Raw genomic sequence first — 26029 nt, 5'->3', positions numbered from 1 at the left:
CTGTTATAACTCGTCGACCGCGTCCAGCGCCGCCTCGATGTCGGGGACGTCGAACCACTCGCGGCCGGTGTAGGCGTTCGTCCCGGCGGCGTACATGACCGAGACGGCCTCGACGACCTCGTCGGGCAGCGGGTCGGGCGACTCCTCGCAGAGCTCGCGCCAGTCGTCGATGTCGCGGTCGGCGACCGCCGCCTTCGCGTCCTTCACGGCCTCGACCCAGTCGGGATCGTTCGCCTTGTACCACTGCCGGACGACCTCCTTCGAGACCCCGCGCCCGCCGTACGAGAACCGGTTCTCGTCGAAGGTGCCGACCACGTCGGCGACGCGCAGCTCGCCGTCGGCGTACAGGCACTCGATCTTCCCGTCCTCGTGCGAGAAGCCCGCCGCCTCGGCGCGCTCGGTGACGACTCGGTTCACTTCCCGCGCGAGCGACTCCAGGGCGTCGACGTCGGCGGCGCCCGCGATCCGGTCGGCCTCGGCGCGGGTCAGGTAGCGGTCCTGCTCCTCGTACTTCGTCGAGAACTCCACGACGGGTTCCGGGAGGTCGACCGGCTCGTCGGGCCAGCCGCCGTCGGCGTCGGCCGGGCCGTCCGCCCCGTCGAGCCCGAAGTCGGCGGGGTCGGCGCGTCGGCGCAGGCTGGAGCCGACCGGGACGCGGTTCCGGAAGACCACTTCGAGCGGGACGAGGTAGTTGTCGCCCCCCGCGACGTGGAAGGCGTCGTAGTCGTAGCCCGCGTCGGGGCCCTCGTACGGGAGGTCGGGGACCTGCGTCAGGTCGATCGCCATCTGCGTCGGCGGGGCGGTCGCGTCGGCGAGGGGGACGGCCTCGGGCTCGCTCGCCCCGCCCGCGTCGGCGTCCCGGCTGGGATCCGCGACGCCGCGGTAGTGGGTCGGGACGCCCTCGTCTTCCAGCAGTTCGAAGTTGAACGCGCCCATCGCGCAGAGGCTCGCGCCCTTGCGCGGGATCGCGTCCGGCATCTGCCCCCAGTCGAACACCGAGTACGCGTCCGTGAAGACGAACCGGCCGCGGCCGAGCGCGTCGGCGGTCGCGGGCTCGTCGACGCGGAACTCCTTGACGCTCGTCATACCACAGTCGGCGACCGCCTCCCCCATGAACCTTTCAGTTACGTGTGCACCGCTCGGCTTCGATCGGTCGAACGATCCACGACCGTGCCGTGCTCGCGGCGCGCGCTCGCCGTCTCGGCGCCGCGACCGCATCGAAAGGACCACACCCGTCGCGGGCGCATCGCCGGCCATGCAAGAGGCGCGCGAGGTCGTCGTCCTCCGGTACGGCCACCGGCCGGGACGCGACGACCGCATGACGACGCACGTCGGGCTCACGGCCCGGGCGCTCGGGGCGGACCGCGTGGTGTTCCCCGCCAACGCCGGCCAGTCCGCGGAGACGGTGCGGGACATCACCGACCGGTTCGGCGGCCCCTTCGCGGTGGAACTCCGCGACGACCAGAAGGCGATCGTCCGGGGGTTCGACGGCGTCGTGGTCCACCTCACGATGTACGGCGAGCGCGTCCAGGACGTCGAGGGCGAGGTCCGCGAGGCGGTCCGGGACGGCGAGGACCTCCTCGTCGTCGTCGGCGGCGAGAAGGTCCCGTGGGCGCTGTACGAGCGCGCCGACTTCAACGTGGGCGTGACGAACCAGCCGCACTCGGAGGTCGCCGGGCTCGCGGTGTTCTTGGACCGGCTGTTCGAGGGCGAGGAGCTGGACCGGGAGTGGGTCGACGCCGACCGCGAGGTGGTTCCGGAGCCGACCGGGAAGACCGTGATCGACGCCGGGGAGAGCGACCGCGAGGGGAGCGACGCCGGGGAGCGCGGCGACGACTCGAAGTGACTCCGAGCGTCGTCGGCGCCGTCACTCCTCGTCGAGGGTCTCCAGCCCGGCCGCGCCGTCGACGACCTCCGGCGTCCCGCTCAGGATGCCGCGCAGCCCCGTCATCGGCTCGCCGACCCGAACGCCGTCGGACGTGATGCGGAACTCCCGGATCGTGCGCTCGAAGTCGCTCGTCCGCTTCTTCAGCACGCCGATCGCCTTCCGCATCTCGCCCTGCACCTCCAGGTGCCGGAGGAAGACGATGTTGTCTGCGAGGTAGCTGATGTTCTCGACGGTCGCCTGGAACTGCCCGGTGATGTTGCGCGTCTCGTCGATGAACACCGCGGTCACGCCCATGTTCTTGAGGTAGCGGCCCAGCGCGTGCATCTGCTGGAGCATCATCCCGTCCTCGCCGCGGAGCGTGAGTCGGTACCCCGCGATCCCGTCGACCATCACGATGTCCGCGCCGCGTTCCTCGACCTCCTCGCGGACCATCCGGGCGAACTCCTGTGGCGACCGCTCTAACGCCTCCACCTCGTTCACCCGGAGCGTCCCCCGCTCCAGCATCTCGTCCACCGGGATGCCGACGGCGCGGGAGCGCGTGAGGAACGTCTGCCGGTTCTCCTCGAACAGGTAGATGACGGAGCGCTCGCCGCGCTCGGCCGCCTCCTTCATGAACTGCGTGCTCAGCGTGGTCTTCCCGACCCCGGTGGGCCCGCTGATGATGCTGACCGTGCCGCGTTCGAGCCCGCCGTGGAGCAGGTCGTCGACGCCCTCGATCCCCGACGAGACCTGCTCCGCCGTGAACTCGCCCGTGTGCTTCCCGGGCTGGAGCGCCGGGTACACCTCGATGCCGCCGTCGGTCACGCGGTAGGCGTGGTCGCCGCTCTGCGTCGACGACCCGCGGAACTTCGGCACGTCGATCGTCTTCCCGTACTCCTCCGTGCCAAGCCGGACCGTCCCGTCGGTGATGAACTCCAGGTCGTCGGTCGGCAGCGAGTCGGTGTTCTGGACCGTGAAGACGACGGTCGCGCCCTGATCTTTCAGGAACCGCATGAATCCGACGACCTGCTTGCGGAACTGGTAGTCGTCGGACAGCAGGAACCGGAGCTGCGTCAGCGGGTCGACGACGACGCGGTCCGGGTCGACCGCGGTGACGCCCTCCACGATCCGCTCCGTGAGCGGCTCGCTCTCGACCTCCGAGGGCGCGAACACCTCGTACGACTGCTCCTCGGTGAACACGTCGGCGCTCGGGCTCAGATCGAGGAACTCGATTGCGTCGGTGTCGAAGCCGAGCGCGGCCGCGTTCGCCTTCAGGTCGCGGGCGTCCTCCTCCAGGTTGACGAACAGCGACGTCTCCCCCTCGTCGACGCCCCGCTGGAGGAAGTGGAGGCTCAGGATCGTCTTCCCGCTGCCCGCCTGACCGCGGATCATGTAGCTGCGCTCCGGGATCAGCCCCCCGGACAGTACCTCGTCGAGGCCCGCGATACCGGTCGACAGTCGCTCGGGCAGTGGCTCGGGCATGAGTCCCCGTCCGTGCGCCGGGTAGTTAATAAAAGGGGTAACTCTTAGTGGCAGTGCGTTCACCGTTCACGAGCAATGGATACGGGCCCAGACGGGCTCGCCGGCGGCACGTCCTCCGAAGGCGGCGGGGCCGATCCGGCCTCCGGGGAGGCCGCCGCCGGTGCCGCCGATCGGACCGACGACGACCTCCCGGCGGGAGCCGCGCCTGAACCGGACGCTGACCCCCGCGTGCTGCTGTTCATGCGCCCGGGACGCGACCGGGAGCTGGTGGCCGAAGCGCTGAGCGACCGGTTCCGGACCGACGCGACGACCGACGTCGAGGCGCTCGACTCGACGTTCGACTGCTGCGTCTTCGACGCCCACGAGTTCAACCGGGTCGCCGGGTCGATCCAGCGGCGCCGGGAGCTGGCGGCGCCCGTCTTCCTCCCGTTCGTCCTGCTCGTGAGCGACGACACGGCGGGGCCGACGACGGAGAACACCTGGGACTACGTCGACGACATCGTCGAGCTGCCGGTGCGGAAGCGGGCCCTCCGCACCCGGATCGGGAACCTCGTCGAGCGCCGCCGCACCTCGCTCCGGCTCGCGGCGCGGGAGCGGAAGCTCGAGGAGACGGTCGAGGACCTCCGACTGAAGGAGCGCGCGATGGACGAGGCGCCGGTCGGGATCACGATCGCGGCGGTCGACGAGGACGGCGAGGGCGACAACCCGCTCGTGTACACCAACGACGAGTTCCGAGAGCTCACCGGCTACGGCTCCGAGATGTTCGGCGTCGACTGCCGGTTCCTGCAGGGCGAGGACACCGACCCGGAGACGACCGCGACGCTCCGGGCGGCGATCGACGAGGAGCGGCCGGTCGGGGTCGACATCCTGAACTACCGGCGCAACGGCCAGAAGTTCTGGAACCGGCTCACGATCTCCCCGATCCGCGACGAGGAGGGGGAGGTCACGCACTTCGTCGGGTTCCAGACGGAGATCACCGACCGAAAGATCCGGGAGCGCCGCCTGGAAGTGATGAACCGCGTGCTCAGTCACAACCTCCGGAACAAGATGAACCTCATCTCGGGGTACACGGAGCTCGTTCGCCGGGCGGTCGACGACGGCTCTGACGAGGCGCTCGACGCGCTGGCGGTGATCGACGAGACGGCGGACGACCTGATGGGGATCGCGGCCGCGGTCCAGAAGCTCGACCGGACGCTGTCGGGGCCCGCCTCGACCGAGGAGGGCGTCGCGCTCCGCGACCACCTGATCGAGCTGCGGTCTCGGATGCGGGACCGGTACCCCGAGGCGGCGATATCGTTCGCCCTCCCCGACGGCGACCCGCTCGAAACGACGGCGGTCGGCCTGCTGACGGCGATCGAGGAAGCCGTGGAGAACGCCGTCAAGCACAACGACGACCCGGAGCCGCGCGTCGAGGTCCGCGTCGAGCGGGAGTCGGCGGAGTGGATCGCGGTCGAGGTCGCGGACGACGGCCCCGGGATCCCGGACCACGAGACGCAGGTGCTCGACCACGGCGAGACGTCGCTGAACCACGCGGACCGGCTGGGGATCTGGCTGATCTACTGGGTCGTGGCCAAGGCGGGGGGGGAGTTCGCGATCGACACGTCGAGCGAGGGGACCACGGTCCGGCTGGTCGTCCTGACGCACCCATGACGGGGGTCGGCGTCGGGCGCCCGGGGCGACGCCGAGGCGCGCCCGGCGACGAGTCTCAGAGCGACCGCTTCGACCGCAGCAGCGCCAGGCGGAAGCGGGCCTCCTGTCGGCTCGTCCCGCGCACGCGACCCGTCTCGGCGTCCGCCATCGAGGCGAGCGACAGCCGGTCGAGCAGGGGGGGCCAGTCGGCGGCGCCGGCCGCCTCGCCCGCGAACGCGACCGCGTTCCCGAGCCCGTCGCGCTCGGCGGTCCCGAGGCGCGCCACCGCGGCGTCGGCGTCGCGGCGACCCCCGCCGACGTAGAGGCGGTCGCCGACCGCGGCGGGGACCCACGCCGGCAGCAGGAGCAGCCACAGCAGGACCCCGGCGATCGTGTACGCCCGCGGCGGGACCCGGTCCTCCTCGGGCTCGTACCCGTGGATCCGGTTGACGCGCCGGTCGGCGGCGCTCCGGTCGGTGCGCCGCCCGACGAGCACCGTCGCCAGCAGCGCGACCGTCTCGACGAGCGCCAGCGCCGGCAGCAGGGCCGTCGTGACCGCCGCCTCCCGGGTCCGGAGCCGGACGAGCGCGTGGCGGAGCGCGGCGTCGCGGTCGGCCGCCGGGAGGGCGAGCAGCCGCGTCGAGACGACGAGCCGCGCGCCCCGGTAGCCGTCCGCGACGGCGACGTTGGCCGCGTCGGCGCGGACGACCGTCACCGCCGGGGCGTCGACGCCGACCGCCTCGGCGAGGGTCGAGACGCGGTCGTCGACGAAGGCGCCGTGGCGGTCGTCGACGTCGGCCTCGGGGAGCCGCGCGATCCGGCGGTCGACGAGGACCGGGCCGAGGAGCGCCGAACCGCCGGGACCGAGGACGACCGCGGCGAGCGCGGCGGCGACGACCGGGGGGATCCCCCCGAGGGCGGCGGGAGCGAGGACGCCGAGACCGGCGGGACCGAGGAGGGCGGCGAGGGGGACGAGCGGCGCGGCGACGAGCAGCGCCGGGACCGCCGCGAGCGCGAGCGCGCCGACCGCCCGCCTGAGGCGCACCCGTCGCCCGAAGTCGGGTCGGTCGCGCGGGTCGTCGGAGTCGCGCATCACGCACGGGTGGTGCGAGGGGCCGCGTAAAGCTCTGCCGGAGCCGTCGGCGGCTCCGCGGCGCCCGTCCCGGTCGCGGAGCGTCCCCCCGCGCGACGAGCGCCGCCGGGGCCGGCGGAGCCGGTCGACGGTGGCCCTTTCGGAGCTTTTAACCCGATTCCACCACCAGTTTCGCGTAATGGCTTTTGAGGATCTACTGAACGACCCCGTCATCCAGAAGTACCTCCACGAGCTGGTGGGGCCGACGGGGATGCCGGTCGCGGCCGCGCCGCCGGACGGCGAGGTCACTGACGAGGAGCTGGCCGAGGAGCTCGGCTTAGAGCTCAACGACGTCCGCCGCGCGCTGTTCATCCTGTACGAGAACGACCTCGCCACCTACCGCCGGGTGCGCGACGAGGACTCCGGGTGGCTCACGTACCTCTGGACGTTCCACTACGACAACATCCCGGAGAACCTCGAAGAGGAGATGTACCGCCTGCTCGACGCCTTGGAGGACCGCGAGGAGTACGAGCGCACCCACGAGTTCTACCTCTGTGAGGTGTGTTCGATGCGCTTCGAGTTCGGCGAGGCGATGGACTTCGGCTTCGAGTGCCCCGAGTGCGGCTCGCCGCTCGAAGCGATGGACAACGACCGGCTCCGCGAGGCGATGGGCCGGCGCGTCGAGGAGCTGCGCGACGAGCTCAACGTGGACGTGACGGGCTGATGGTCGTCCTCGCAACCAAGTGCTACGTCGAGGGCGACGCCCGCGACCGCGCGCTCGACGGCATGGACTCGCTCGTCGCCAACGACGTCGGCGAGCTGAGCGTCGACTGGCACGTCGGCGTCCGCGGCGACGGCTTCGTGCAGGTGGACGTGAGCGGCGAGGACGCCGCGGTCGCCCGCAACGTCCTCGCGGAGACGTGGGGCGAGATCGTCGCCCACGACGGCGGCCTCGAAGCGGGCGGGGAGTACGTCGGGACCCTCGAATCGTGGGACGACGACGGGTTCGTCCTCGACGCCGGCGTCGAGGTGCGGATCCCCGCCGACGAGATCGGCCTGGGTCGGGGCTCCCCCGAGCAGGTCGTCGAGCGGTTCGGGCTGGTCCAGCACCTCTCCATCCGGTTCGTCTACGGCGGCGACGCCGGCGACCCGGACGCCGAGCCGAGCCGCCTCGCGGACGCCGAGCGCGACCGCCTGTACGACTGGCAGCGCGGGAACGGCCGGGTCAACGTCAATTCGGCCACCCGCGGCGAGGTGCGCGCGACGGTGAACCGCGCGGGCCACGCGCAGGACATCGTCACGGTCGAGCGACTCGGCCTCCTCGAACAGAGCATCGTCTGTACGGAGAACACCGACCCGCCGGGACTACTCGCTGCGATCGGCTCGTACCTCCCGGCCGAGATGCGCTGCGTCGTCTGAACCCGTGAACAAACGCTTCGCCCTCGCGGTCGCCGTCGTCGCGCTGCTCGCGGTCAGTGCCGGCTGTCTCAACTACGTCAACGACGGCGGCGAGGTCGCGAACGAGACCCTCGACGCGGAGCCGCCCCACGAGTACGACTTCGACACGGAGCGCGACGCCGCGTTCAACCTCTCGACGGGGAATCGGTACACGGCGGTGTACGACGTCTCCGGGGTCGAGGAGCTCAGGCTGTACAGGCAGACGCCGTACGCGGGCGACCAGCCGCTGGAGTTCGAGGCGTTCCGGTACCGGACCGCCGACGGCGAGGTGCTCAACGGCACCGAGTTCCGCGCCCGCGGCGGCGAGGTCGACCGCACGCCCGACGAGACGTGGGTCCGCTTCCCCGAGGGGACGGGCGAGGGACGGGTCGCCTTCTCGGCGGCCGGTTCGCCCCGGCGGTTCACCACGCTGGCGTACGTCGACGGGTCCTACGCGGTGACGCTCCCGCCCGGGTTCAGCACCGACTTCCCGGTCGTGGGGCACGTCGCGCCGCGCGACTACGAGGTCGAGACGGTCGACGGCCGCGACCGGATCACCTGGGAGTCGGTCGAGGGCGGGTCGGTCGTGGTCCAGTCGTACCGCGAGACCGACCTGCTCGTCTTCGGCGTGATCCTCGCCGTCGCGGTCGTCGCGGCGGTCGTGGGAGTCGCGTACTTCCGTCGCCAGCTGGAGGCGCTCAAGGAGCAGCGCCGGGAGCTGGGACTCGGCGTGTACGACGACGACGAGTAGCCGGCCCCCGAGTCCCCCTGGGCCGCTCTCGGACGGAGGCCGGCCGACGCGCCGAACGCGGACGCTTTTGAGTACGCGTCGCCTTGTCGGGGGTATGAACGCCGCCGTCGTCACCGTCGGGGACGAGCTCCTCGTCGGCGACACCGAGAACACGAACGCGACGTGGCTCTGCGACCGGCTCGACGAGCGCGGGGTCGTCGTCCGCCGGGTGACGGTCGTCCCCGACGAGGTCGGCGAGATCGCGCGCGTCGTCAACGAGTACCACGCCGAGTACGACGCGGTGGTCGTCACCGGCGGGCTCGGCCCGACGCACGACGACGTGACGATGGACGGGGTCGCGGCGGCCTTCGGTCGGGAGCTCGAACGGAACGAGGAGGCCGCGGCGTGGCTCGCCGAGCGCGGGTACAGCGCCGACGACCTCGCGGCGGAGACGACGCACCTGCCGGCCGGCTGCCGGCCGCTCGCGAACGAGGCCGGCGTCGCGCCGGGCGCCGTGGTCGAGTCGGTGTACGTCCTGCCCGGCGTGCCGACCGAGATGAAGGCGATGTTCGAGTCGGTCGCCGACGAGTTCGAGGGGACGCCGACCCACACCGTCACGGTCGACGTCGACGAGCCGGAGAGCGCCCTGCTCGACCGGTTCACGGAGCTGCAGGAGGCGTTCGACGTGAGCGTCGGCTCCTACCCGGGCGAGAGCGTCCGGGTGAAGATCACGGCGACGAGCGCGGCGGAGGCCGAGCGCGCCGCCGAGTGGGTACGGGAGCGGTCGACGCTGGTCGAGTCGGAGTGAACCGACCGGCGCGCGACGCGGCGAGGAGGGGAGGGGCGGTCGGACACGGCGGGACGGCTACCGGTAGAGGTACGCGAGCCACACGGCGGTGACGGCGAAGCTCGCGAGGAGCACGGCGATCGCGGTGGCGGAGATCGGAAGCGGCTCGGTCACGGCGGCTTCGAGGAGCATACCCCGAGGTTGCTCCGGGGGCGTCTTAAGTATTGAACTTCGGGGCTCGGCGGCGGTCGAGGCGGTCGGTCCCCTCGCCCGCCGGCGAGCCTCGTCGCCCGCGGGTTCCGGCTCGGCCCGGCTGGCGAGACGCGCCCGCTTAAGTTTCCGCCGCCGTAGGTCGGACCATGCACGTCGGCTTCGTGATGAACCCGGTCGCCGGGATGGGGGGCCGCGTCGGCCTCAAGGGCACCGACGGGAAGGTCGCGGAGGCGGTCGCTCGGGGCGCGGAGCCGCGGGCGCCGGACCGCGCGCGGCGAGCGCTGGAGCGCCTCGCGGCGGTCGCGCCGGAGACCGCGATTTCGGTCGCCGCCGACCCGATGGGCGAGGGGTCGGTCAGGGACGCCGGCTTCGACCCGGTCCGCGTCGTCGACCCGTTCGATGGCGACCCGACCGACGACGCGACCGACTCGACCGGCGACGGCGACCGGCCCGGTCCCACGGAGACGACCGCCGAGCACACCGCGCGCGTCGTCAGGTCGTTCGTCGGGGGCGACGGGACGGAGGGCGGCGACGACGCGACCGCCGATCCGGTCGATCTGGTCCTGTTCGTCGGCGGCGACGGCACCGCGACGGACGTGGCGGCGACGCTGGAGGCGGCGGGCAGCGAGGTCCCGATGCTCGGCGTCCCCGCCGGGGTGAAGGTGTACTCCTCCGTCTTCGCCGTCTCGCCGGAGGACGCGGCCGAGGTCGCGGCGGCGTTCTCGCGCACCGAGCGCCGCGAGGTGATGGACATCGACGAGGACGCCTACCGCGAGGGGGAGGTCCGCCCGGAGCTTCGCGCGGTCGCGCGCGTCCCCGTCGCCGACGACCTCCAGTCGTCGAAACAGACCGCGAGCGGGACCGTCGAGTCGCTCGCCGAGGGCGTCGCCGACGACATCCGCGAGCGCGACGGCGAGGGCGTCACCTTCGTGCTCGGGCCGGGGTCGACCGTCGGCGCGATCAAGGACGAACTGGGGTTCGAGCCGTCGCCCATCGGCGTCGACGTGTGGCGCGACGGCGAGGTAGTCGCGCTGGACGCGACGGAGTCCGAGATCCTCGACGCGCTCGGCGACGAGAACGTCGTCGTCGTCTCGCCCATCGGCGGGCAGGGGTTCGTCTTCGGCCGCGGGAATCCGCAGCTGTCGCCGGCCGTGATCCGGCGCTGCGACCTCCGGATCGTCGCCTCGCGGGCGAAGCTCGACGACGTGCGCGCGCTCCGGGTCGACACCGACGACCCCGAGCTCGACGCCGAGCTCGCGGGGTGGGTCCGGGTCCGCGTCGGGAAGTTCGAGACGCGGATGATGAAGATCGCGTGAATCGCGATCGGGAGAAGGGAGCCGGGAACAACCGTAGATCGAGATCCCGGCGGCAAGCGGGATACGCAGAACTGCGGTGGCGCGCGCCTCCGAGCGGCCGCCATCGGCGGCCGCGAAGGAGCGCCGCGCGAGGGACGCGGCGACCGAAGGGAGCCGCGAGGCTGGGGAGGTGCGAGGTGCTGTGTGGGCAGAGCGGGGCGGGACTCGAAGGGGCAGCCGCGAGGGCGGCCCAGGCGACGCAAGCACTGGAAGGAGCGAACGAAGTGAGTGACTGAAGCGCGTGGTTCGAGAGAGCGAAGCTCTCTCGTCATCACGAAAGGCGCTCCGCGCCTTTCGAACGACAGCGAGCGTGCGTCGCCCTCGCGGCTGGGGCTTTGGGGGTTTTCTCCGCCGATCCGTAATCGACCACGTATCGCCGAGCGGGCGATACTCTGGATGCGTTCTCCAAGTAGTGTGTTCGATCACAGACACGCCAGGGAGCTCAGCGCGGGACCAAATCCGATATCCGTACCATCGTCCCTCGTTCACGATTCATCGACGAACTCGTGCGCCACGTTCTCACGCACAAGCGAACGGTTTTTGCGTCGACCGACGGGAGGAGACGTATGGACGAGGACACCCCCGATGAGACGGGGCCGTCGGCGGCGGGCGGTCCCCCCGACGAGACGGCGGGGTCGCCCCGCGCCGACGGCGGGACGGAACGCGCGGACGGACCGGCCGAGGAGGTCGCGCTCGACCCGTGGGGGTCGGCGTCGGTCGGCGACTACGCGGACCTCTTCGAGGAGTTCGGCATCGAGGCGTTCGACGACGTCGCCGACGACGTGGTCGACCCGCACTACCTGATGCGCCGCGGCGTCATCTTCGGGCACCGCGAGTACGACGCGGTCGCCGAGGCGATGGCGAACGACGAGCCGTTCGCGGCGCTCTCCGGGTTCATGCCCACCGGCGACCCGCACATCGGCCACAAGCTCGTCTTCGACGAGATCATCTGGCACCAGGAGCAGGGGGGCGACGCCTTCGGCCTGATCGCCGACCTGGAGGCCCACTCCGCGCGCGGCATGTCGTGGAACGAGATCGACGAACACGCGCGCAACTACCTCCTGAGCCTCCTCGCGCTCGGCTTCGACGCCGAAGCGGGCGAGATCTACCGCCAGTCCGACAACCGCGAGGTGCAGGACCTCGGCTTCGAGCTCGGGTCGAAGGCGAACTTCTCGGAGTTCGAGGCAATCTACGGCTTCGACGGCGAGACCAACATCTCCCACATGCAGAGCGTCGTCACCCAGACCGCGGACATCCTCTACCCGCAGCTCGTCGACGAACCGAAGCCGACGGTCATCCCGGTCGGCCCGGATCAGGACCCCCACGTCCGGCTGACGCGCGACCTGGCGACCCGCGTGCGCTACTTCAAGGTGACCGAGGCGTTCGCGAGCTTCGAGCTCGACGACGCGGAGCGACAGCTGGTCCGCGCCGCCTACGACGCGCTCGCGGCCGAGGGCGCGAGGGACGACGGCGAAATCGACGACGCCGAGACCGACGTGCGCTGCGAGGACGCCGCCGCGTGGCTCGCCGACTACGAGCCGCCGGCGCCCGCCGACGCGGGCGAGGCCGACGGAGACGCCCCCGACACCCCCGACCTCGCGGCGGCCAAGCCGACCGCCCTCGACAAGCTCCGGGCGGGCGGCAAGGAGCCGCTCCGGCCCCGCGTGCGCTTCTTCGACCGCAACGCCACCGACGAGGCGTTCGAGGCGCTGATCGAGGCGGTCGACGGCGAGAAGCGCGTCTTCGAGGGCCACGTCGACGCCTTCGACCTCACCCGCGGGGAGGCCGAGTCGGTCGCTCGCGAGGTCGAGATCGACCACGGCGGGTTCGGCTTCCGGCAGCCCTCCTCGATCTACCACCGGTTCATGACCGGGCTCACCGGAGGGAAGATGTCCTCGTCGATCCCGGCGAGCCACATCTCCCTGCTCGACGACCCCGAGGACGGCTACGACAAGGTGAAGGCGGCGACGACCGGCGGCCGCGACACCGCCGAGAAGCAGCGCGAGCTCGGCGGCGAGGCCGACGAGTGCCCCGTCTACGAGCTGTACGCCTACCTGCTCGCGGGCGACGACGACGAGCTCACCAAGACCGTCTACGCCGAGTGCGTCAACGGCGAGCGCCTCTGCGGCGGCTGCAAGGAGCAGGCCGCCGAGCTCATGCGAGAGTTCCTCGAAGACCACCAGGAGAAGCGCGAGGAGGCCGAGGAGCTCCTCGCGGAGCTCGACATCGACCTCGACTCCGACCGGCGCGGCACCGGCGGCGAGCACTGACGGGGTCGCCGGCGCGGTCCGTCGTCGGAGCCTACAGCTCCCGTTTCGCGTACGTCCCGATAACGCCGCCGACCGCGCTGAGAGCCATCACGAAGCCGAACGCGACCGCGACGATCCCGAGGACCACCGCGCCGCCGCCGATCGCCACGCCGGGTTCCGGGGCGACCGGAACCAGGAACAGGAACAGGAGGAGGATCCCGAGCGCGGGGAGCGAGGCTATCGCGCCCGAGATCGCGCCGACCCGGAGGCCGTCGCTCGTCTCGCCGCCTTCGAGGTACCCCGCCGCCGCGCCGCCGAGCACGGGCGAGACGCCGGTGAACGAGAGCAGGACCGTCGCGACCGCGCCGATCAACGCGTTGAGGTATGTGTTTCCGGTCACGGAGTGATTGTCACCGTTACCGGGTATAATCCTCCGGGACGAGACGGCGACCACCCGGCCGCGTACTCGCCCGCGCTTCCCCGTGACGGCGCGCTCCGAGCCGATAGTTTATGAGGCGGGCGGTACCTGTCACGAGTATGACCGAGCAGGAGACGATCCACGTCGCGGACGTCAGCGAGGGGATCGGCGGCGACGCGACGGCGGATCCGGGAACGCCGGTGGAGCTCCCGGTGGTCGACGTGCTCACCGGCCGGTCCTTCATCACGGGGAAGAGCGGGTCCGGTAAAAGCAACACCGCCTCCGTCGTGATCGAGAATTTGCTATCTAACGGGTTTCCCGTCATGATCGTGGACACTGACGGGGAATATTACGGCCTTAAGGAAGAATACGAAATTCTACACGCCGGCGCCGACGACGAGTGCGACATCGTCGTCTCCCCGGAACACGCGGAGAAGATCGCCGAGCTCGCCCTGGAGCAGAACGTTCCGATCATCCTCGACGTCTCCGGCTACCTGGAGGAGGAGACCGCGAACGAGCTCCTCTTGGAGGTCGTCAGACAGCTGTTCGCGAAGGAGAAGCGCCTGAAGAAGCCCTTCCTGCTCGTCGTCGAGGAGTGCCACGAGTACATCCCCGAGGGCGGCGGGATGGACGAGACGGGGAAGATGCTGATCAAGGTCGGCAAGCGCGGCCGGAAACACGGTCTCGGCGTCGTCGGGATCAGCCAGCGCCCGGCCGACGTCAAGAAGGACTTCATCACCCAGTGCGACTGGCTCTGCTGGCACCGGCTCACCTGGGACAACGACACGAAGGTCGTGGGGCGCATCCTCGGCTCGAAGTACGCGAACGCGGTCGAGGACCTCGGCGACGGCGAGGCGTTCCTGATGACCGACTGGGACGAGTCTATCCGCCGGATCCAGTTCCACCGCAAGGAGACGTTCGACGCGGGTGCGACCCCCGGGCTGGACGACTTCGAGCGCCCGGAGCTGAAGTCGGTCTCCAGCGACCTCGTCGGCGAGCTCCAGTCCATCTCCGACGAACAGGAGCGCCGCGAGTCCGAGATCGCCGACCTCAGGCAGGAGCTCGACAGGAAGGACCGGCGGATCGCCGAGCTCGAACGCGAGCTGGAGGAGGCGCGCGACCTGAGCAGCATGGCCGACCAGTTCGCGCAGGCGCTCCTCGGGAAGGCCGAGGCACCCTACCGCGAGGGCCGCGGGCGACCCGCGGTCGGCGGCGGAACGTCCGCGGCCGACGGCGGGGGCGGTAGCGGGGGGAACGACGGGGACGAGAGCGACGGCGACGACGACCAGTCCGTCCTCAAGTCGTACGACGAGGCGGTCGCCGCGACCGCGGACGGCGACGGGGGCGCGGACGCCGACACCGCTGTCGACGCCGGCGACACCGTCGGCGACGCCGGCGACGCCGCCGAGGAAGCCGGTGAGGTCGACGACACCGCCGACGACCTCGCCGACACCGACGCGCCTCCGGACGACGTCGAGCCCGTGACGCGCGCCGACGTCGCCGAGAGCGCCCTCCGCTTCGACGACGCCGTCGAGCTCGGCACCCGCGAGGCGGTCATCGAGGAGCTCCGCGGCCGGATCGAGGCGCTTCCGGAGCTGTCTCGCGGGATGCTCCGCCACTACCGGCGCGAGGGCGTCAGCGAGCCCGTCGCCGCCCACATCGACGCCGGCGGCGACGGCGACTCCGGGCACGCGTACAGCCGTCACCGCCCGATCCGGCGGGCGGGACTGATCCGCCACGCCGGTCGCGGACACTACGCCTACGCCGTCCCCGACCTGATCCGCGAGGCGTACGCCGACCGGCTCGACGAGGAGAGCGTCCGCGAGATCGTCAGGGCGGTCGAGACCGCCTTCGTCCCGCCGGCCGAGCGGAGCTATCCCCCGGACGCGGACCCGGCCGAGGTCGAGTCGGACCGGAGCCCGGAGGCCGACGTCGCCGACGCGGAAGCGGTCGACGGTGTCGCCGACGCGGAGGCGACCGAAGACGCGGCCGAGGGGGACGGAAGCGCGGCGGACGCCGCCGACCGATCGAGCGCGAGCGGGCTGAGCGACGCGGCGCGACGGCTCGCCGACCGCGGCCGGACGGCGGACGAGTGAGGTGCGAGTCGAGCGGATGGACCGACGGCTCCCCGTGGTCGCGCTCGGCTCGTTCTGCTGCTCGGCCGCGGGTGTCGCGGCGCTCAAGACCGTCGAGCCGGGGACCGCGACGCTCGGACTCCCGCAGCTCGCGGTCGGAGTCGTCGCGTGCGCCGCGCTCCTCGCGGTCCTCGGCGGCGGGCTCCCGGCCGCGTGGGTCGTCGCGTTCGGGCTGTCCGCGGGGTTCGGCGTCCACCTCGGCGGGATCGGGATCAGCGGCGAGACGCCCGGGATCGCCTTCCGGCTGGCGTGGGCGGCCGTCGTCGGGACCGCCTCCGCGACGGCGCTCGGCCTCCCCGGCGGGGCGATCGGCCTCGGGCTCCGACGGACGATCCGGCGGTTCGGGGACGGGGAGGCGGCCTCGGAGTGAGGTCGGAGCGAGGTCGGGCCCGACGGCGGTCGGACCCGACGGCGGGGCTCAGAACGGGACCGAGAGGTACTCGCTCGGCACCGCGTTCCGCGCGGTCACCTGCGGGTCGACGACCTGACTGATCTCGAGGCCGCCGACGAGGCTGGAGAACAGGTACGCCTCGGTCCGGGAGAAGCCGTGCTCGTGCGCCAGCAGCCGCACGACGTCGCGGTTGGCGAGTTCGACCGCCTCCTCCATCGTCGCGGCGCTCGCGACCGTCTTGACCGCGTCGCCGGTGTCGACGAGCGGGCGGTCGAGCGGGACCGGCGGGTCCTCGATCACGGAGAGCGTCACGTCGATCTCCGTGCCGATCTCGGCGCCGGTCCCGCACATCTCGCCGTCGGCCATCGCGGCCTTCGAGTCGCCCATCGCGAGCATCGCGCCCTCCTGGAAGACGGGGAAGTACGCGGTCGTCCCCGCCGTCATGTCCGTGGTGTCGAGGTTGCCGCCGTGGTCGTCGGGCGTGAGCGTCGAGACCGACTCCTCGGCGGTGGCGACGCCGATCGTCCCGATCACCGGGTCGATCGGGACATCGATCCCCTCGAACTCGATCCGGCCCCCGGCCCCGTCGCCCTCGCCGTCGACCTCGGTGATCCGCGTCGCCGGGTGTTCGATGTCGGGGTCGTCCTGCAGGAGGCCGAACCCGGGCGCCGTGATGACGCGCCCGCGGTCCTCGGCGACGCGCACCGCTTCGATCTCGACCGCGAGCACGTCGCCGGGACTCGCCCCCTCGACGGCGATCGGGCCGGTCGCGGCGTTCACCTCCTCCGGGATCGCGTCCAGCAGGTCGTCGTCGCTCTGGATCGCGCCGTTCAGGCTGTCGATCGTCTCGATCGTGAGCGACTCCCCGTCGGCGGCCTCGTAGACGGGCTCCATCTCGGGCGCGAACTCGTAGACGTGGCCATCGCGGTGAGAGACCAGCTCTCGTGACATATCGGCTTCGACTCCGGAGCGCGAGAACAAAAATCCCCGCACGGACGCGCTCGACGACCGCCGTCGTCGCGTTCACGGCTTCGCGGAGGGACGAACCGTATCCGTTCGAGGTGTCCGTCGCGGCCGCCGAGCCGCCGCTTCGAGCGGACTCGGTCGCGCTCTGCGGTCAATTCACACGGTCGGATTCGCGCGGTGTCCGTCGGGCGTCGTATTGATACCAGTCTCGGCTCCGTGCCGGCGGCCCGTGTGGAGGAGGCCGACGCGGCGATCGAATACAGCCTCGGTCTGAGAGAGCCCTAGCGACTCTCCCGCTGCTCCACCTTGTTCAACTCGATCAGCAGCCGGAAGATCGCCTTCACGAGGTTGGCGTCGACGTCGAACTGCTCGGCGTTCTCGCCGGCGCGCTCCATCACGCGCTCCTCCTGTCCCTCGTCGGTGGTCGGGAGGTCGCGCTCCGCTTTCACCGCCGCGACCGTGTCGGCGACGTAGGTCCGGCGGGCGATCAGTTCGACGATCTCGCGGTCGATGTCCTCTATCTCGCGTCGCAGTTCGTCGAGGCTCCGGTCGTCCGCGTTCGGTGTGTCACTCATGGGTTCTCGTTGTCACTCGACGGTCGCGCCGTCGTTTCTCGTGGTCGTTCGTCGCAGCGTTCCGGGGCGCTCGGCCCACGCGTCGGCGACCGCGTCGAGGTCGGTCTCGGGGTCGGCGGGGTCCGCGACGGCGGCGACGCTCGGGCCGGTTCCCGACAGCGACACCCCAGTCGCGTGCGGCATCGCCTCGACCGCGGGGTCGGCGTCGAACCCGAGCGCGGCCGAGAAGGCGAGCCCGTTGACGGTCATCGCGTCGGCGTACCGACCGTCGAGCGCGAGGTCCGCGACGAGGTCCGCCATCGGCGCGACCGCCTCGCAGCGGGCCGCGTCGGCGTCCGCGCTGTAGGCGCGCTCGGGCGGGGTCCAGACGAGGACGTCCCAGTCGACGGTCTCGCGCGACCTGAGCTCGTCGGCGGCGTTGTCGGTGACGGTCACGCCGCCGAGCATCGAAGCGGTCGCGTCGTCGAACGCGCCGGTGACCGTCACGCCGGCCTCGCGGGCCGCCCGCACGCCGAGCCGGCAGGCCTCCAGTCGGGTGACGTCGACTGACGGGGCCGAGCCGTCTCCGTCGGCTCCGTCCCCGACCGTCAGCCCGAGCGCGTCGCAGGTCGCGAGCACGGTCGCGTTGGCGGCCGCGCTGGAGCTCTTGAGCCCCGCCGCGAGGGGCACGTCGCTGTCGGTCCGAACGGCGCCGCCCTCGCCGTCGCCCCACCGCTCGGTCGCGAGCGCGACGCAGCGCTCGATCAGGGCGGTGTCCGCGTCAGGGACCTCGGCGATCGTCCCCTCGACGCCCTCGGCGGTCGGATCGAGATCGACGCTCGCGCGCGTCTCGACGTCGATACCGAAGGCCGCGCCGGTGCCCGTCGCGAGCGCGTTCAACACGGTGCCGGCGCCGAGCGCCGCGGCCCGTCCCTCCATGCACTCACGGCTCGCGAGCGCGGACAAAGAGGTAGCGATCACGGCGAGACTCTCGCTCAGACCGGCTCCGCGCGCCGCACCGCGGCGTCGATCGTCGTTTCGTACCCATCTCTGGTCACGTCGATCACGCCGTCACCGACCCGACGGCGCCGGTCGCCGCGCCGACGACGGCGGCGGCGACCGCGGTCGTGAGAAGCGGTCCGATCGCGTCCGCGATCCCGTGCGCCTGCGCCGCCGCCTCGCCCTGGGAGACGACGACGAGCGCGACGACGACGAGGCCGTAGATCAGCGCGCCGACCCCGCCGCCGACGCCGGAGGTCGCGGCCGCCTCCCGGGCGTCGTACGCCCGCGACCCGAAGAGCACGCCGAGCACGCCGGCGACGAGCGGCGCGCCGATCAGGGCGGCCGCCGTGACCGCGAGGTACGACTGCGCGACGAACACCGGACCGAACCGGGCGGTCTCGCCGGTCGCGGCGGTCGCGAGCGCGGTCTCGGCCCAACTCGTCCCGACCGCGGCGACCAGCCCGACGCCGACGCCGACGACCGCGAACACCGCCGCCGTGAGGCCGGCTCCCTTCGCGTCCATCAGACCACCGCCCACCCGTCTGCCAGCCGGCCCTGCCGTCCGGTGCGCTCCTCCCACGCGTCTCCGGAGAACCCGGCGACGAGCCCGATGCCGGCGCCCAGCGGCCCCCGGCGCGTCCGTTGCATGAGGTAGACTCTCGTCGGCGGGGACTTAAATGTGGCACGCCCGATTCTCGCGACTGAGTGCGCGCCCCTTTTGAGGCGGGCGGCCCGAGCGACGCGTATGTCAGCGCCTTCACGCAGCGACGTCCCGCCGACGTCGATCGGGATCGACCTCCGCGAGGAGGGGGTCGTCGTCGAGTACCTCGACGGGCGGACTACGCTCTACCGCGGGGTCCCGGACGCGGTCGAGGGGTCGGTGACCGCCGGGCCCGGCAAGGAGACCCACGTGCTCGTCACCGACCCGACCGAGACCGAGGGCGTGATGACGTACGTCAACGACTACAACACCGACGACGAGATCCTAGAGGAGTCCGGGGTCGGCCGCGTCCTCGTCGAGGAGGGCGAGCGCGACGAGGTGTTCCCCGGCGTGATCGTCGGCCGCACCGACCAGCGCAACGAGGTGGTCGCGGACCCCGAGATCGCCGGCGGCCGCGTGTTCGTCTTCGTCGAGGACGGCTGGACCGAGGGGAGCTTCGAGATCGTCGAGGGCCCCGAAGACGGGCTCGACGCGCACCGGTGAGCCTCGCGAAGCCCTGGCGCGACCTCGACCGCTCGACGGTCGGGAGCGCGCCGAGCCGCTACGCCCTCTACGAGCTCGGCGACGCCGACGGCGACACGGTCGGGTTCGGCACGGGCGTCCTCCGAGACGAGCTGAAGGAGGCGCTCGCGTACGGGGACGCGGCGAAGGTGCGGTGGGAGCTCGCCGACTCGGCCGAGCACGCGGAGCGCCTGCTCGCCGAGCACGTCGAGGCGTAGCCGAGAGCGCGAGGGGGACCGGCGCGGGCGACCCGGTCGCCGGGAACGACCGACAGACGAAAGTCCCGCGGTCGCGGACGAGGAGGTATGAGCGACGAGGCGAACCTCGACGACGTGGTACGCGCGAGCGACATCGGCGAGGAGGGGCCGCCGATCGAGGAGAAGCCGTACAAGATCGTCTTCGAGGCGAACAAGTGCTTCGGCGCGGGGAAGTGCGCCGAGGTCGCCGACAACTGGGTGATGGACATCCAGAGCGGGATGGCGAAGCCGCGGTCGTACTACATCGGCGAAGACGAGCTGGAGGAGAACGTGCGGGCGGCCGAGGTGTGTCCCGCGAAGAAGGAACGGGGGGTCATTCACGTCGTCGACCGGCGCACCGACGAGGAGATCGCGCCCGATCCGCACGGCGACGGGACGCTCTCGGTGGACTGGTAGCCCGCTCGCCTCCGGCTTCCGAAAGGCGTTTCACCCCGCCGCCGGAACCGAAATCCGCGCGGGGGTGGCTGAGCCTGGCCAAAAGCGGCGGACTTAAGATCCGCTCCTGTAGAGGTTCGAGGGTTCGAATCCCTTCCCCCGCATGCTGTCGCGAGCATCCCGCGAGCGACAGCACTAGGCTTGGGATTCGAATCAGGGAGCGGAACGTGAGCGAGCCGCATCGCGGCGAGCGAACGAGAGCGACCGTGGTTCGAATCCCTTCCCCCGCACTCCTGCGGCGAGGAATCCGGAGTCGGTTACAAATGGCTAATGAATTAAGTAGGGTGGGGTGAAAGGGTGGCTGAATGGACCAGACGGGGAGCGCCGAGTCCGACCGCGCGCTCGTGCGATACTCCTCGCTCCTCCCGAGGTTGGTGTTCGTCGCCGGCGGGGTCATCTGTCTGTTCGGGATCTCGCGAGTCGCGCTGGAGCTTTTCGGCGGCGGGTCGGTCGTGACCGCGCTCTTCAACCTGGTCTTCGTCGGAATCCCGGGGACGGTCCTCATGTTCGCCGGGTACTGGCTGCCCCGCTCCGACGTCTCGCAGGAGTACTATCCGCGGGTGATCGGGTGGATCGTCGGCAGCGTCGCCGTGATGTTCGGCTTCATCCTGTTGCGTGACCTCCACCCGGGCGTCACCGTCGAGTGGTCGACGGGGACGCAGTCGATCGCGCTGATGATCGGCTCTATTGGGGGGCTGCTGATCGGCGTTCAGGAGTCGAGGGTGCGGATCCGAACGGCGGAACTCGAAGAGCGCACCCGGGAACTGGAGGAGCGCGAGCGACATCTCGAGCGGCAGAACGAGCGGTTAGAACAGTTCTCGAACGTCGTCTCGCACGACCTGCGGAACCCGCTGAACGTCGCGAGCGGGCGTCTGGAGCTGGCCCGGGACGAGTGCGACAGCGAGCACCTCGCGGACGTGGAGCGCGCCCACGGACGCATAGAGGCGCTGATCACCGACCTCCTGACGCTGGCGCGACAGGATCAGTCCCCGGAGCGTCGCAGCGTTCGACTCGCGGACCTGATCGAGAGCTGTTGGATGAACGTCCGGACGGAGGACGCGACGCTCCGTCTCGAGGCCTGCGCGACGATCCGCGCCGACGAGAGCCGAGTCAGGCAGCTGTTCGAGAACCTGTTCAGGAACAGCGTTGAACACGTCGGACCCGCAGTGACGGTGACCGTCGGGGACCTCGACGGCGGGTTCTACGTCGAGGACGACGGCCCGGGGATTCCGCCGGACGAGCGGGACGACGTGTTCGAGACGGGGCACACCACCTCCGACGAGGGGACCGGCTTCGGCCTGAGCATCGCCGAGCGGGTCGCCGAGTCTCACGGATGGGAGATCCGTGTCGTCGATGGCGCGGGTGGCGGGGCGCGCTTCGAGGTCACGGGCGTCGAGTGCCCGGCCGAGTAGCGCCCCCGGCCGACGAGACGTGGCGCCGGACGAACCAGTAGAGAGTCCCGCATACCGGTCGCAAACGACGCACCCGACCCGGGCCGACGAGCGCGGCGGCGCTAACAGCAGAACATGAACGGGTACACCAGGGCGACGCGGTCGCCCTCCTCCAGCTCCGTGTCGAACCCGTTCTCGTTCTCGTTGAAGTGACCGTTCACCAGGATCCGGGCGTACGTCGTCGTCTGTTCCCCGACCGGGTTCTTCGTCCACGTGCCGGGGAGCTCCTCGGGGGTCGGCGCCCAGCCGCTGTGGGTCGCGTCCGCCTCGGTCTCGGCGATGAGCATCTCCTGGAGCTCCGGGTACTCCTCGAACAGCTCGTCGAGGAACGCGCGGAGCGTGTCGCCCGCGAACGTGAACTCGAACTCGTACTCGCCGAGCTCCGTGCGGACGTGGCCGGTACAGCGCACGGTGACGGTCGTCTCGGCCTCGGTCTCGCTCGCCGCCGTCGGCGACGCGTCGCTCTCGGGCTCGGCCGCGGCGTCGCTCTCGGCGTCCGGGTTCTCCTCGACGACGGTCTCCGCCTGCTGACTCGGTGACATGCCCGTCCGTACGTCTTTCCGGGGCGTAAGCGCCCCCACGAACATGTTCGCGGTTCGGTCTCGACGCCGCGGGGCGCGACGGGGGTCCCGGACCGCGGGAACGGCGGCCGAACATGTTGCCGCCAAACGGATAGGACGACCGGAGACAACCCTCCGCCGATGGAGCTCACACGCAAGACCATCGCGAAGGTCATCGTCGCGGCGTTCCTGCTCAACCTGGTCGTGATGGGCGCCGGGGCGTGGTTCGCGTATCAGGAGGCGCCGCCGATCCCCGAGGAGGTCGTCGGACCGGACGGGGAGACGGTCGCGACCGGGGAGTCGATCCGGGACGGGAAGGCGGCGTTCCAGCAGTACGGGCTGATGAACCACGGCTCGATCCTCGGCAACGGGGCGTATTACGGCGAGGACTACACCGCCGACGCGCTCGACCTGAAGGCCGAGCACATGCGCGAGTACCGGGCGCGGGAGCGGTACGGCGCGAGCTACGACTCGCTCGATTCGGCCGAGCGGGCCGCGGTCGCGGAGACCGTCCGCGAGGACCTCGACAGCTCCCACGACGGCGGGGCGATCGAGTACTCCGCCGCCGAGGTGTACGCCCACGAGCGGGTGACCGAGACGTACGTCGAGCGCTACCACGAGGGCGACCACGATCGGGGCGTCCCCGCGGGCATGATCGAGTCCCGCGAGGAGGCCGAGGACTTCGCCGACTTCGCGCTGTGGACGGCGTGGTTCTCGCACACCGACCGGCCGAACTCCGACAACTCCTACACGAACGAGTGGCCCTACTCGCCGCCGGCCGGCAACGACGCCACCGGCGCCGCGATGATCTGGAGCGTGGTCGCGATGGTGCTGCTCGTCGGCGCGGCCGGCGCCGCGATCCTCCTCTACAAGTCGGTGAAGCTCCCGGAGCCGTCTGCCGAGGGGATCTCCGTGCCGGAGCCGGGCGACGTGAGCGTCTTCCCGAGCCAGCGCGCGGCGCTCCGGTTCGTTCCCGTCGCGGCCGGGCTGTTCCTCGCGCAGGTGCTGTTGGGCGGGTTACTGGCGCACTTCTACATCGAGCGGGCCGGCTTCTTCGGGATCGAGCGGATCCTCGGGGTCCACATCCTCCAGCTGCTCCCCTTCTCGATCGCGAAGACGTGGCACATCGACATGGGGATCCTCTGGATCGCGTCGACGTGGCTCGGCGCCGGGCTGTTCCTCCCGCCGCTGTTGACCGGCCACGAGCCGCGGAACCAGGCGCGGTACGTCAACGTCCTGCTCGGCGCGCTCGTCGTCGTGGTCGGCGGGGGGATGGCCGGCATCTGGCTCGGCGCCAACGGCTACCTCCCCGGCGAGCTCTGGTGGCTCCTCGGCAACGAGGGGTTGGAGTACCTCGAAGTCGGGAAGGTGTGGCAGGCCGGCCTGCTGGTGGGGTTCGTCCTGTGGGCGATCCTCGCGATCCGCGGGCTCAAGCCGCTGCTCGACCGCGAGCCGATCTACGGGCTCGCGCACATGATCCTCTACGCGGGCGGCTCGATCACCCTGCTGTTCGTCGCCGGCTTCCTGTTCACGCCGTCGACGAACATCGCCGTCACGGAGTTCTGGCGGTGGTGGGTCGTCCACATGTGGGTCGAGGGCGCCTTCGAGTTCTTCATCGTCGCGATCATCGGGCTCACCCTGGTCTCGATGAACCTCCTCACCCGGCGCAGCGCCGAGAAGGCGGTCATGCTCCAGGCGCTGCTGGTGATGGGGACCGGCGTCATCGGCGTCTCGCACCACTACTGGTGGATCGGGATGCCAGACTACTGGGTGCCGATCGGGAGCGTCTTCTCGACGCTGGAGCTGCTCCCGCTGGTCTTCATCCTCTACGAGGCGATCGGGCAGTACCGGGCGATGACGGAGGCCGGGGGGTTCCCGTACACGCTCCCGTTCATGTTCATCGTCGCCAGCGGGGTGTGGAACTTCGTCGGCGCCGGGGTGCTCGGCTTCTTCATCAACCTCCCGCTGATCAACTACTACGAGCACGGCACCTACCTCACCGTCGGCCACGCCCACGCCGCGATGTTTGGCGCGTTCGGCTTCCTCGCGCTCGGGATGGTGGCGTACATGCTCCAGCTGTCGATCGACCCCGAGCGCTGGGACGGCTCGTGGCTCCGGGCGTCGTTCTGGTGCTGGAACGTCGGGCTCGCGCTGATGGTGTTCGTCTCCGTGCTCCCGGTCGGGTTCCTCCAGCTGGAGGTCGCGTTCACCGACGGGTACGCCGCCGCCCGGAGCCTCGCGTTCTACGAGCGCGACCTCGTCCAGACGCTGTTCTGGGCGCGACTGCCGGGCGACACGCTGATCATCACCGGGACGGCCGTCTACGCCGCCGACCTGATCCGCAAGCGGTTCGTCCTCCGGACCTCCGAGGACGACCCGACCGTCGACGACATGGCCGTCGCGGAGGGGATCGTGGGAAGCGACGACGACTGACGGGGTGCCCGCTTTTTTACACTCCGTACATAGAGCGTCGCCGGGAGGTGACCGCAGGGGAGGCGTCCGCGGTTCCGGCCGCCTAGGTGTACGTCGTTGACCGCGGAGAGACGGCGAACGCCTCCGAAGCCTCTGCCTTGAGGACCCGCACGGCTCGCCGCGCTCCTCGCTCAGTCGCTAACGGTCCTTCCCTTCGTTCCGGTGGCGTCGCTACAGCACCCTCGATTTATAAACCGTCGTCGGTCCTTCCGACCCGTTCCCACGCGAGGTGCGCGACGATTCCGAGCAGGAACGCGACGCCGAGGTTCGTCGCCAGCGCGACGAGGCCGATGGCGACCGAGAGCGCGACGTTCTCCGAGTCGACCGCGTTGCGCGCGAGCGAGACGGCGACGATCGCGAGCAGCGCGCCGAGCATCGCCACCGGGAACGCGCCGAGGAGGGCCGGCGTGGCGAACGGGACGGCGAGGAGGTAGCCGGCGCCGAGGACGACGTTCGCGCCGCCGGTGCGCGCGCCGAACGCGTGCTTGCCGGCGACGCCGTCGCAGCCGTGACACATCGGGATCCCGCCGAGCGGCACCGCGAGCAGGTTCGTCGCGCCCATGCTCGCCGAGAGCTCGTCCGGCGTCACGTCGGCGTCGAACAGGTCGGCGAAGAGGAGCGAGGTCGCGAGCGCGGCGTTGCCGATCGTCATCGCGAACTGCGCGACCACGCCGTCGGCCGTCCGTCGAGTGAGCGCCGCCGAGAACGCCGAGAGCGACGGCGTCGGGGGCGCCCCGGGCCACTGCGGCGCGGGGATCCCGGCGGTGGCGAGGGCGACCGCGACGCCCGCGACCGCCACCGCGAGCGCGCTCGCCTTCGGGTGCCCGGCGAGGGCCGCGAGGGCGGCGATCGCGACGCCGACGGCCGCGAGGACCGGGTCGCCGAGCGCGAGGTCGACGCCGGTTTGGAGGAGGATCAGCCCGACCGCGAACTGCACCCCGCGGATCACCGGCTCGCCGATCCAGCGCTCCGCCCGGGCGAGCGTCCCCGTGAGCCCGACCGCGAGGAGGAGGCCCCCGAGGATCAGCCCGGCCAGCGCGAGCTCGGCGTACGTCAGCGCGCCGGCGATCGCGAGCGCCGCCAGCGCCTTCATCGGCTCGACGGACACCGGGAGCCCGTACCGGACCCCCCAGACGACCTGAAAGACCCCGAAGCCGGCGAGCGCGTGCGGCAGCGACGCGCCGGTCAGCAGCGCCAGCGCGACGACGAGGGGAACGACCGTAATCGAATCCCCTATCGCGCCGGTGAGCGCTCCCGGACCGAGCTCGACCCCGCGCCGCCGCGTTTCGTCGACGATTCCCACCGTGGGCGCCGGTTCGGGTCCGGCACGCTTGAGGCTGTTCAG

The 26029-nt window shown here is 71.3% G+C and carries 26 protein-coding genes and 1 tRNA gene; 16 read left to right on the top strand and 11 right to left on the bottom strand.

From position 1 onward, the window contains the following. Positions 1 to 3: 3 nt before the first annotated feature. Positions 4 to 1086, bottom strand: a complete 1083-nt coding sequence (locus NO900_RS04640) for a phosphoribosylaminoimidazolesuccinocarboxamide synthase (protein WP_256408050.1) — start codon at positions 1084 to 1086, stop codon at positions 4 to 6. Positions 1087 to 1255: 169 nt separating this feature from the next. Here NO900_RS04640 and NO900_RS04635 point away from each other — a divergent pair, with 169 nt between their 5' ends. Beyond that, the gene (locus NO900_RS04635; RefSeq protein WP_256408049.1) at positions 1256 to 1846 is read left to right on the top strand and encodes a tRNA (cytidine(56)-2'-O)-methyltransferase; all 591 of its coding nucleotides are present in this window, start codon (positions 1256 to 1258) and stop codon (positions 1844 to 1846) included. Between the two features lie 21 nt (positions 1847 to 1867). On the opposite strand, the gene NO900_RS04630 is transcribed toward NO900_RS04635, so the two are convergent. Continuing rightward, complete coding sequence (locus NO900_RS04630; protein WP_256408048.1) at positions 1868 to 3349, bottom strand: ATPase domain-containing protein; 1482 nt, start codon at positions 3347 to 3349, stop codon at positions 1868 to 1870. 75 nt (positions 3350 to 3424) lie between these two features. Here NO900_RS04630 and NO900_RS04625 point away from each other — a divergent pair, with 75 nt between their 5' ends. Beyond that, positions 3425 to 4999 (top strand): PAS domain-containing protein, encoded by a 1575-nt coding sequence (locus tag NO900_RS04625; RefSeq protein ID WP_379792029.1) that lies wholly within the window; start codon positions 3425 to 3427, stop codon positions 4997 to 4999. 55 nt (positions 5000 to 5054) lie between these two features. Here NO900_RS04625 and NO900_RS04620 read toward each other — a convergent pair whose 3' ends face one another. Beyond that, positions 5055 to 6071, bottom strand: a complete 1017-nt coding sequence (locus NO900_RS04620) for a hypothetical protein (protein WP_256408047.1) — start codon at positions 6069 to 6071, stop codon at positions 5055 to 5057. Between the two features lie 178 nt (positions 6072 to 6249). Here NO900_RS04620 and NO900_RS04615 point away from each other — a divergent pair, with 178 nt between their 5' ends. The 6 genes from NO900_RS04615 to NO900_RS04590 all read left to right on the top strand — a co-directional run bounded on the left by NO900_RS04615 (position 6250) and on the right by NO900_RS04590 (position 12842). Then, a complete protein-coding gene (locus NO900_RS04615) occupies positions 6250 to 6774 on the top strand; it encodes a transcription factor (protein ID WP_256408046.1) in 525 nt (174 codons plus the stop codon). Next, positions 6774 to 7469 (top strand): DUF2110 family protein, encoded by a 696-nt coding sequence (locus tag NO900_RS04610; RefSeq protein ID WP_256408045.1) that lies wholly within the window; start codon positions 6774 to 6776, stop codon positions 7467 to 7469. Before NO900_RS04615 ends, NO900_RS04610 begins: the two co-directional genes overlap by 1 nt. Positions 7470 to 7473: 4 nt before the next feature. Further along, positions 7474 to 8238, top strand: a complete 765-nt coding sequence (locus tag NO900_RS04605; RefSeq protein ID WP_256408044.1) for a DUF5803 family protein — start codon at positions 7474 to 7476, stop codon at positions 8236 to 8238. 94 nt (positions 8239 to 8332) lie between these two features. Further along, complete coding sequence (locus tag NO900_RS04600) at positions 8333 to 9025, top strand: competence/damage-inducible protein A (protein WP_256408043.1); 693 nt, start codon at positions 8333 to 8335, stop codon at positions 9023 to 9025. A 338-nt stretch (positions 9026 to 9363) separates the two neighbouring features. Beyond that, positions 9364 to 10533, top strand: a complete 1170-nt coding sequence (locus NO900_RS04595) for an ATP-NAD kinase family protein (RefSeq protein WP_256408042.1) — start codon at positions 9364 to 9366, stop codon at positions 10531 to 10533. Between the two features lie 605 nt (positions 10534 to 11138). Further along, on the top strand, positions 11139 to 12842 hold the full coding sequence (locus NO900_RS04590) for a tryptophan--tRNA ligase (RefSeq protein ID WP_256408041.1): 1704 nt from the start codon (positions 11139 to 11141) through the stop codon (positions 12840 to 12842). 31 nt (positions 12843 to 12873) lie between these two features. Here the strand turns inward: NO900_RS04590 and NO900_RS04585 are convergent, their stop codons facing one another. Then, a complete protein-coding gene (locus NO900_RS04585) occupies positions 12874 to 13221 on the bottom strand; it encodes a DUF5518 domain-containing protein (protein ID WP_256408040.1) in 348 nt (115 codons plus the stop codon). Between the two features lie 137 nt (positions 13222 to 13358). On the opposite strand from NO900_RS04585, the gene NO900_RS04580 reads away from it, so the two are divergent. Together NO900_RS04580 and NO900_RS04575 are read left to right on the top strand one after the other, a co-directional pair. Beyond that, positions 13359 to 15335: an ATP-binding protein gene (locus tag NO900_RS04580; RefSeq protein WP_256408039.1), complete on the top strand. Its 1977-nt coding sequence runs from the start codon at positions 13359 to 13361 to the stop codon at positions 15333 to 15335. 16 nt (positions 15336 to 15351) lie between these two features. Continuing rightward, entirely contained in the window at positions 15352 to 15744 is a 393-nt protein-coding gene (locus NO900_RS04575; protein WP_256408038.1) for a hypothetical protein, read from the top strand. A 48-nt stretch (positions 15745 to 15792) separates the two neighbouring features. On the opposite strand, the gene NO900_RS04570 is transcribed toward NO900_RS04575, so the two are convergent. The 5 genes from NO900_RS04570 to NO900_RS04550 form a co-directional block, all read right to left on the bottom strand. After that, positions 15793 to 16716 carry an acetamidase/formamidase family protein gene (locus NO900_RS04570; RefSeq protein WP_256408037.1) on the bottom strand — a complete coding sequence of 308 codons (924 nt, stop codon included), beginning with the start codon at positions 16714 to 16716 and terminating at the stop codon, positions 15793 to 15795. A gap of 296 nt (positions 16717 to 17012) precedes the next feature. Then, entirely contained in the window at positions 17013 to 17306 is a 294-nt protein-coding gene (locus tag NO900_RS04565) for a chorismate mutase (protein ID WP_092567282.1), read from the bottom strand. Positions 17307 to 17318: 12 nt separating this feature from the next. Beyond that, positions 17319 to 18224, bottom strand: coding sequence for a shikimate kinase (locus NO900_RS04560; protein ID WP_256408036.1), 906 nt, complete (start codon positions 18222 to 18224; stop codon positions 17319 to 17321). 124 nt (positions 18225 to 18348) lie between these two features. Further along, entirely contained in the window at positions 18349 to 18810 is a 462-nt protein-coding gene (locus tag NO900_RS04555; protein WP_256408035.1) for a hypothetical protein, read from the bottom strand. Beyond that, positions 18810 to 18935, bottom strand: coding sequence for a hypothetical protein (locus NO900_RS04550; RefSeq protein ID WP_256408034.1), 126 nt, complete (start codon positions 18933 to 18935; stop codon positions 18810 to 18812). The genes NO900_RS04555 and NO900_RS04550 overlap by 1 nt, the downstream gene beginning before the upstream one ends. A gap of 97 nt (positions 18936 to 19032) precedes the next feature. Between NO900_RS04550 and NO900_RS04545 the strand changes: the two genes are divergently transcribed. From NO900_RS04545 to NO900_RS17595, 5 genes are all read left to right on the top strand, one after another. Further along, positions 19033 to 19491 carry a DUF5796 family protein gene (locus tag NO900_RS04545; protein WP_256408033.1) on the top strand — a complete coding sequence of 153 codons (459 nt, stop codon included), beginning with the start codon at positions 19033 to 19035 and terminating at the stop codon, positions 19489 to 19491. Further along, positions 19488 to 19727: a DUF7508 domain-containing protein gene (locus NO900_RS04540; RefSeq protein ID WP_256408032.1), complete on the top strand. Its 240-nt coding sequence runs from the start codon at positions 19488 to 19490 to the stop codon at positions 19725 to 19727. Before NO900_RS04545 ends, NO900_RS04540 begins: the two co-directional genes overlap by 4 nt. A gap of 87 nt (positions 19728 to 19814) precedes the next feature. After that, on the top strand, positions 19815 to 20162 hold the full coding sequence (locus tag NO900_RS04535; protein WP_256408031.1) for a ferredoxin: 348 nt from the start codon (positions 19815 to 19817) through the stop codon (positions 20160 to 20162). 58 nt (positions 20163 to 20220) lie between these two features. After that, positions 20221 to 20305 (top strand) — tRNA-Leu (locus tag NO900_RS04530). 201 nt (positions 20306 to 20506) lie between these two features. Continuing rightward, positions 20507 to 21613 carry a sensor histidine kinase gene (locus NO900_RS17595; RefSeq protein WP_256408030.1) on the top strand — a complete coding sequence of 369 codons (1107 nt, stop codon included), beginning with the start codon at positions 20507 to 20509 and terminating at the stop codon, positions 21611 to 21613. Between the two features lie 101 nt (positions 21614 to 21714). Here NO900_RS17595 and NO900_RS04520 read toward each other — a convergent pair whose 3' ends face one another. After that, positions 21715 to 22194 (bottom strand): MoaD/ThiS family protein, encoded by a 480-nt coding sequence (locus tag NO900_RS04520; RefSeq protein WP_256408029.1) that lies wholly within the window; start codon positions 22192 to 22194, stop codon positions 21715 to 21717. Between the two features lie 159 nt (positions 22195 to 22353). Between NO900_RS04520 and NO900_RS04515 the strand changes: the two genes are divergently transcribed. Then, a complete protein-coding gene (locus NO900_RS04515; RefSeq protein WP_256408028.1) occupies positions 22354 to 24645 on the top strand; it encodes a nitric-oxide reductase large subunit in 2292 nt (763 codons plus the stop codon). 226 nt (positions 24646 to 24871) lie between these two features. On the opposite strand, the gene NO900_RS04510 is transcribed toward NO900_RS04515, so the two are convergent. Then, positions 24872 to 25987 (bottom strand): putative sulfate/molybdate transporter, encoded by a 1116-nt coding sequence (locus tag NO900_RS04510; RefSeq protein WP_256408027.1) that lies wholly within the window; start codon positions 25985 to 25987, stop codon positions 24872 to 24874. Positions 25988 to 26029 lie beyond the last annotated feature (42 nt).

The sequence above is a fragment of the Halorubrum rutilum genome (genome assembly GCF_024494565.1).
This window is presented reverse-complemented; position numbering and strand designations above follow the sequence as displayed.

Excerpts from the sequence above, each read along its gene's own strand:
- NO900_RS04550 (WP_256408034.1), bottom strand. The coding sequence starts at position 18,935 with ATGCAACGGACGCGCCGGGGGCCGCTGGGCGCCGGCATCGGGCTCGTC.
- NO900_RS04565 (WP_092567282.1), bottom strand. The coding sequence starts at position 17,306 with ATGAGTGACACACCGAACGCGGACGACCGGAGCCTCGACGAACTGCGA.
- NO900_RS17595 (WP_256408030.1), top strand. The coding sequence starts at position 20,507 with ATGGACCAGACGGGGAGCGCCGAGTCCGACCGCGCGCTCGTGCGATAC.
- NO900_RS04620 (WP_256408047.1), bottom strand. The coding sequence starts at position 6,071 with ATGCGCGACTCCGACGACCCGCGCGACCGACCCGACTTCGGGCGACGG.
- NO900_RS04555 (WP_256408035.1), bottom strand. The coding sequence starts at position 18,810 with ATGGACGCGAAGGGAGCCGGCCTCACGGCGGCGGTGTTCGCGGTCGTC.
- NO900_RS04580 (WP_256408039.1), top strand. The coding sequence starts at position 13,359 with ATGACCGAGCAGGAGACGATCCACGTCGCGGACGTCAGCGAGGGGATC.
- NO900_RS04545 (WP_256408033.1), top strand. The coding sequence starts at position 19,033 with ATGTCAGCGCCTTCACGCAGCGACGTCCCGCCGACGTCGATCGGGATC.
- NO900_RS04515 (WP_256408028.1), top strand. The coding sequence starts at position 22,354 with ATGGAGCTCACACGCAAGACCATCGCGAAGGTCATCGTCGCGGCGTTC.
- NO900_RS04635 (WP_256408049.1), top strand. The coding sequence starts at position 1,256 with ATGCAAGAGGCGCGCGAGGTCGTCGTCCTCCGGTACGGCCACCGGCCG.
- NO900_RS04625 (WP_379792029.1), top strand. The coding sequence starts at position 3,425 with ATGGATACGGGCCCAGACGGGCTCGCCGGCGGCACGTCCTCCGAAGGC.
- NO900_RS04610 (WP_256408045.1), top strand. The coding sequence starts at position 6,774 with ATGGTCGTCCTCGCAACCAAGTGCTACGTCGAGGGCGACGCCCGCGAC.
- NO900_RS04595 (WP_256408042.1), top strand. The coding sequence starts at position 9,364 with ATGCACGTCGGCTTCGTGATGAACCCGGTCGCCGGGATGGGGGGCCGC.
- NO900_RS04575 (WP_256408038.1), top strand. The coding sequence starts at position 15,352 with ATGGACCGACGGCTCCCCGTGGTCGCGCTCGGCTCGTTCTGCTGCTCG.
- NO900_RS04590 (WP_256408041.1), top strand. The coding sequence starts at position 11,139 with ATGGACGAGGACACCCCCGATGAGACGGGGCCGTCGGCGGCGGGCGGT.
- NO900_RS04570 (WP_256408037.1), bottom strand. The coding sequence starts at position 16,716 with ATGTCACGAGAGCTGGTCTCTCACCGCGATGGCCACGTCTACGAGTTC.
- NO900_RS04615 (WP_256408046.1), top strand. The coding sequence starts at position 6,250 with ATGGCTTTTGAGGATCTACTGAACGACCCCGTCATCCAGAAGTACCTC.
- NO900_RS04520 (WP_256408029.1), bottom strand. The coding sequence starts at position 22,194 with ATGTCACCGAGTCAGCAGGCGGAGACCGTCGTCGAGGAGAACCCGGAC.
- NO900_RS04630 (WP_256408048.1), bottom strand. The coding sequence starts at position 3,349 with ATGCCCGAGCCACTGCCCGAGCGACTGTCGACCGGTATCGCGGGCCTC.
- NO900_RS04560 (WP_256408036.1), bottom strand. The coding sequence starts at position 18,224 with ATGGAGGGACGGGCCGCGGCGCTCGGCGCCGGCACCGTGTTGAACGCG.
- NO900_RS04640 (WP_256408050.1), bottom strand. The coding sequence starts at position 1,086 with ATGACGAGCGTCAAGGAGTTCCGCGTCGACGAGCCCGCGACCGCCGAC.
- NO900_RS04535 (WP_256408031.1), top strand. The coding sequence starts at position 19,815 with ATGAGCGACGAGGCGAACCTCGACGACGTGGTACGCGCGAGCGACATC.
- NO900_RS04600 (WP_256408043.1), top strand. The coding sequence starts at position 8,333 with ATGAACGCCGCCGTCGTCACCGTCGGGGACGAGCTCCTCGTCGGCGAC.